This is a genomic window from Acidithiobacillus ferriphilus, assembly GCF_018854775.1.
Classification (GTDB): domain Bacteria; phylum Pseudomonadota; class Gammaproteobacteria; order Acidithiobacillales; family Acidithiobacillaceae; genus Acidithiobacillus; species Acidithiobacillus ferriphilus.
Window position 1 is genome coordinate 1 of the sequence record NZ_JAAZTY010000138.1, and the last position, 4,597, is coordinate 4,597.

6 protein-coding genes and 1 pseudogene are annotated in these 4,597 nt (G+C 57.8%); 3 read left to right on the forward strand and 4 right to left on the reverse strand.

Features of this window, described 5'->3' with window-relative positions; all coding sequences use genetic code 11:
- Positions 1-125: 125 nt before the first annotated feature.
- From HF921_RS10075 to HF921_RS10090, 4 genes are all read right to left on the reverse strand, one after another.
- Entirely contained in the window at positions 126-1,376 is a 1,251-nt protein-coding gene (locus HF921_RS10075; protein WP_064218569.1) for an NAD(P)/FAD-dependent oxidoreductase, read from the reverse strand.
- 10 nt (positions 1,377-1,386) lie between these two features.
- Positions 1,387-2,061: a cytochrome b/b6 domain-containing protein gene (locus HF921_RS10080; protein WP_064218570.1), complete on the reverse strand. Its 675-nt coding sequence runs from the start codon at positions 2,059-2,061 to the stop codon at positions 1,387-1,389.
- A 6-nt stretch (positions 2,062-2,067) separates the two neighbouring features.
- Entirely contained in the window at positions 2,068-2,562 is a 495-nt protein-coding gene (locus tag HF921_RS10085; RefSeq protein WP_064218571.1) for a c-type cytochrome, read from the reverse strand.
- A 411-nt stretch (positions 2,563-2,973) separates the two neighbouring features.
- Entirely contained in the window at positions 2,974-3,117 is a 144-nt protein-coding gene (locus HF921_RS10090) for an AbrB/MazE/SpoVT family DNA-binding domain-containing protein (protein ID WP_226834453.1), read from the reverse strand.
- A 567-nt stretch (positions 3,118-3,684) separates the two neighbouring features.
- Here HF921_RS10090 and HF921_RS10095 point away from each other — a divergent pair.
- The 3 genes and pseudogenes from HF921_RS10095 to HF921_RS10105 form a co-directional block, all read left to right on the forward strand.
- Positions 3,685-4,122: a putative toxin-antitoxin system toxin component, PIN family gene (locus HF921_RS10095; RefSeq protein ID WP_064218587.1), complete on the forward strand. Its 438-nt coding sequence runs from the start codon at positions 3,685-3,687 to the stop codon at positions 4,120-4,122.
- Positions 4,122-4,361 (forward strand): Arc family DNA-binding protein, encoded by a 240-nt coding sequence (locus HF921_RS10100; RefSeq protein ID WP_064218573.1) that lies wholly within the window; start codon positions 4,122-4,124, stop codon positions 4,359-4,361. Before HF921_RS10095 ends, HF921_RS10100 begins: the two co-directional genes overlap by 1 nt.
- A 91-nt stretch (positions 4,362-4,452) precedes the next feature.
- A pseudogene (locus tag HF921_RS10105) lies at positions 4,453-4,597 on the forward strand (IS3 family transposase); the annotation flags it as partial.

The window sequence follows — 4,597 nt, forward strand, 5'->3', positions numbered from 1 at the left end:
GAAGTGCCGGATACCGAGATGACGCAATTTGAATCGCTGCTCGCCCGGCTCGAATACCCGCATGTGGCGGAAACCGCCAACCCCGCCTACCAGTTTTTTCTGGATCAGGGTCAGCACTGACCCGCTCAGAAGCGCTCCGGGCGATAGGGTGCGGGATCGGTAAACGGCGTTTCACCCGCCATCATTTCAGCCAGCAGGCGCCCGGTGGTGGGTCCCAGGGTCAAGCCTTGATGACAATGACCAAAGGCATACCAGACCCCAGGATGCCCTGGCGCCCGACCGATGATCGGCAGCATATCCGGCGTGCAGGGGCGTACCCCCATCCAGGGATCGGCGTCCAAACGCTTGCCCAGGGCAGGCAATAACCGACGTGCCTGCGCCTCCGCGCGGGTGAGCGGAATAACCGATGGCGGAGCATCCCTATGCGCAAACTCCGCCCCGGTCGTCAGGCGGATACCGCGCTGCATGGGCGCCAATACATAGCCCTGGTCGGCATCGAGCACCGGGTGACAAAGTGGTGTGGCCTCCGGCTGCGCGTAGTGCATGTGATAGCCCCTTTTTGCAAAAAGCGGCGGGTGGTAGCCCAAAGGCCGAGTCACATCCGGCGACCATGCGCCCAAAGCCACCACCACCTCGGCGGCGCCGACCGGTTCATGCACCGTAGCAATGCGCCATCCCGTCGAACTGCGCTCCACACCCTGCACGGCGCTGGTGCGGAATTCGCCACCCATCCTGGTAAAATAGTTCAGGTACGCGCGCGTGAGCGCATGGGGATCGACGACGGCCAGCGGCTGGGTCCAGTGGATGCCACCGGCCAATCCGGGGCGCAGACTGCACTCCATCGCCGCCACCTGAGCGCTGTCGAGCGCATCGTAGGCCACCGCAAAATTTTCGGCCTTAAATGCCGCCTCTTTCAAAGCATGATCCAGAGACTCGGGCTCTTCATGCACCTGCAACCAACCACCGGGACGGAACAGGTCAATCACCCCAGCCGCGCCGGCCAGAGCCAGGTGATCATCCAAACAGTGGGTAATCAGTGCGGCATAATGCCGGGCAATCATCCGATGACGATCTTCCTGGGAGTTATACCAGTACTGCATGAAGGGAATGGCCAGACGCGGCAACATTGTCCCCCGGTAGTAAGCCTCGGTCGACTGATTACGGGCATAGCTGAGCAGCGTCGCGAGGGCACGGGGGAAGGGGTGCGGCATAACCGCCTCGCGCTGAATCAGGCCGGCATTGCCGAAGGACGTTCCCTCTCCGGGCCCCTGTTGATCCAGAAGAATGGTGGAACGACCCCGTAACTGCAGTTGCAAGGCAATGGAGACCCCAACAATACCTGCCCCCAGAACCGCCACTTCGCCATGCGCTGCCATAAGCACTCCATTAGATTCTCGCCAACAATACGATCCCGATGAGAATCGGGACGGCGAGCAGTACCGCGCGCCACAGCGGCACGAAATACGGAGTTTCACCGGATGATCGGTGCGACTTGTAGCCATGAATCATGGCCGACACCAGGTTCTCTCCGCGAACCAGGCGGTAGAATACGATCGCGGTGAGATGCAGACCAATGATGAGCAAAAGGAGATTGAAATTGTCGGCGTGCCAATGTGCGAAACGCCGTCCGGTCGTGTAAGAGACCCACTGGGACAATGGACCTGAGGAGCCGCCGTCGTTATTGACCGCGAATAGACCGAGAATCGTTTGCAGCAGCAAAAGGCTCAGCATTACGATGATACTGAGTGCACCCAGCGGATTGTGACCGAGTGACTCATAGTGATCGCGATCGCGGAGCTTGCGGGCATAGCGCCAGACGCTCGCGGGTCCGCGAACGAAACTGCTGAACCTGGCAGTCTGTCCGCCGCAAAAACCCCACAAAATCCGAAAAGACACGATACCGAGGACTCCGTAGCCGGCGAACAGGTGCCATCGCATGTGATCGGTGTCCGCGGTCCACCAGCAGGTCGCGAACAGAATCAGGATGCTCCAGTGCCAGATCCTCGTCGGCAGATCCCAGACTCGAACACGCTTTCGAACTGAACCCCCCGTGTTGACCATGATGCATCACCACCAGCCGCTGTGCGTGCGGAAAACCCGATGGCAACTGTCGCAGGACTGACCGAGTCTCCTGGTATCCAGTGCGAACGCGTGAAGGTCGTGGTCTGCGGCGTCCCGCGTCATGTTTTGTGCGCTGATTCGCATTCTCTGTGCGGCCTGGGTGAACGCAGCGGGTTTCGCCCAGATTTCCCGGCTCGCTCGGGTGCCGACCCCATGCCCTTTCCCGCTGCCCGCAGGAAACCATGTGGGCAGGGAATCGGCAAGCAAGGCAATTTGCCTCGCGTCCACTTGGATCAGGCGCCAATTCAGGTGCGAGCGATCCATCTGATCCCGCAGAAGTTTGTCGGTCCTGCCGAGTGTCCTGAAGTGCACCTTGCGTGCGTGGATGATTTGCGCGATGCCAGTGGCATTGGCGCCACCCGCAAAAACCATCAGCAGCGCGACGCTTATCCATAAGAGCGGATCGCGGAGGCGGCAGGTTCGAAAGCCGTTAAAACCCATGGTGCTCTATCCTTGATGTGGAGTAGACGAGCGGGCTGCATTAGCCACCCGGTGAATGATCTTCGAAATAAACCATTCATAAATTAAATTAATTGACCTGAGCTTGTAAATAGGAGTCGCCTTTGGTCCCGTGCATGCCGAGGGTACCATACGTCGTGGGATCAAGACCAATGGAGCTCACCCACCGATCAACGATCCTGGCATATTGACGGGTGGACGAATTGGGGATGCCCTTAGCTGGCCGGGAAAAAGATACTGCTCAGGCTTCAAATCGACCTTGGCGATCCAGATCGCCAGGGATTCCCGGGATTGACCAGATCACATCCACGAAGCTTGCTATCAATGGCCAGATTGAATAGGGCCAACCCCCTCGTATGGGTTGTCCAACCAGCAGGTAGCGACGGGTCCCACTCACAGTTCGATGTCATCCAGTGGGAGAAAATCGCGATCCGTATCCGGGAACTCCTCATCCAAGGCAGAAAGACTCGCCAGAGTGGCCAGAAGCCCTTTGCGTTTTACGGGCTCGATAATCAAGCGATCGTCCTCACGCCGCATGATGGCTTCTTGCGTGCCATTGATCCGTCAATTGATGCATTCGTGTGCCCGATTGGGCTGCCTTAGCACCTATTCCTGGAACATCATTTCACCGAAGGTCGACGGCCTCCTCCAGCAGGTTCATCTGGCCAGCTTCCGGCGGAGCCCGTTAAACCCGCAGTACCTGACCAAAAAGCAAAGCGTATTTCAGAAAATCGTTGCTTTTGTCGAGAAGTTTAAAGGGGTCGGCGGGCAGGTTTAATGAAATTACTACCTGAGTCATGGTTCAACCGAAGGAAAGGGATCGGACCAACCTGAATAGGCTGTAAGGAGGCCGACAACTGTCGTTGGTATCATTTGGCCCCAAGAGCCGCTTCGGCCGAGTTGCACTCATTGGGATTTTGTCCGCTCCACGTCAGGAAGCCGACGCCAGAATGACCGATCTTGAGAACCGGTGACGGTATCGGACAGTTGGTCATTCCCGCCACCACAAACTATCACTGCCGAAAACGGTCCACGGCTGTGGTGATGGGGCATGGATGCGTAGGGATACTTGTTTTTTTTCGACATGATAATATCATAGGCAATATGAAACTACCGCGCGTCGTACTGGATACGAACGTATTGGTGGCGGCTTCCCGCAGCCGTCTGGGTGCGTCGTTCGCCTTGTTGCAGGCTATGAGAAACAGGCAATTTCTCGTCTTGCTTTCGGTACCGCTGATGCTGGAGTATGAAGCCGTGCTCAAGCGCCCGGAGCAACTGACAGCCAGCGGGCGAAGCGTGCCTATGACGGATGCATTTCTGGACGCTTTGTGTTTATGCGGCGAAGCGGTCCATCTGCATTACCTCTGGCGTCCACAACTGCGCGATCCCTCCGACGAAATGGTCTTGGAAACCGCGCTGAATGGCCGTGCAGACGTTCTGGTTTCTATGAATATCCGAGACTTTGCCACCGCCAGGCGTTTTCGCCTGAAGGTGGCGACACCCGGCGCATTTTTGCGCCAATTGCGAGAGGAGCAACCCTGATGTCCAATTATGCCTTGCGCGTGCCCGAGTCCCTGCTCGCTTATGTGCGCCAGGTGGCTGAGGAAGAGCATGTATCCATGAATCAGTTTTTTGTGACGGCCATCGCCGAAAAAGTCTCGGCCCTCAAAACAGAAGTCTATTTCCGCGAGCGTCAGGCACGTGGTGATATCGCCGCCCTCGACGATTGGTTAGCGGCCAGCCCGGACAAGCCACCGCTGAAGGGCGATGAGGTGGGCTGACCAGCATGCCCCCTTTCTCCTCGCCCTCAGCCTACGTCTGAACCGCCCCGGATTTTGAGGAGGCTCCTTTTTCCAAGAGAATGGAGCCATGATGAACAAAGCTAAAACACCCAAATATTCCCCTGAAGTTCGCGAACGCGCGGTGCGCATGGTGCAGGAACACCGCGGCGAGTATTCCTCGCCCTGGGCGGCGGTGGAGTCTATTGCTCCTAAGATCGGCTGTTCGCCCCATACCT

Coding starts and splice junctions, on each gene's coding strand:
- HF921_RS10080 (WP_064218570.1), bottom strand. CDS start 2,061: ATGGTCAACACGGGGGGTTCAGTTCGAAAGCGTGTTCGAGTCTGGGAT.
- HF921_RS10095 (WP_064218587.1), top strand. CDS start 3,685: ATGAAACTACCGCGCGTCGTACTGGATACGAACGTATTGGTGGCGGCT.
- HF921_RS10075 (WP_064218569.1), bottom strand. CDS start 1,376: ATGGCAGCGCATGGCGAAGTGGCGGTTCTGGGGGCAGGTATTGTTGGG.
- HF921_RS10100 (WP_064218573.1), top strand. CDS start 4,122: ATGTCCAATTATGCCTTGCGCGTGCCCGAGTCCCTGCTCGCTTATGTG.
- HF921_RS10085 (WP_064218571.1), bottom strand. CDS start 2,562: ATGGGTTTTAACGGCTTTCGAACCTGCCGCCTCCGCGATCCGCTCTTA.
- HF921_RS10090 (WP_226834453.1), bottom strand. CDS start 3,117: ATGCGGCGTGAGGACGATCGCTTGATTATCGAGCCCGTAAAACGCAAA.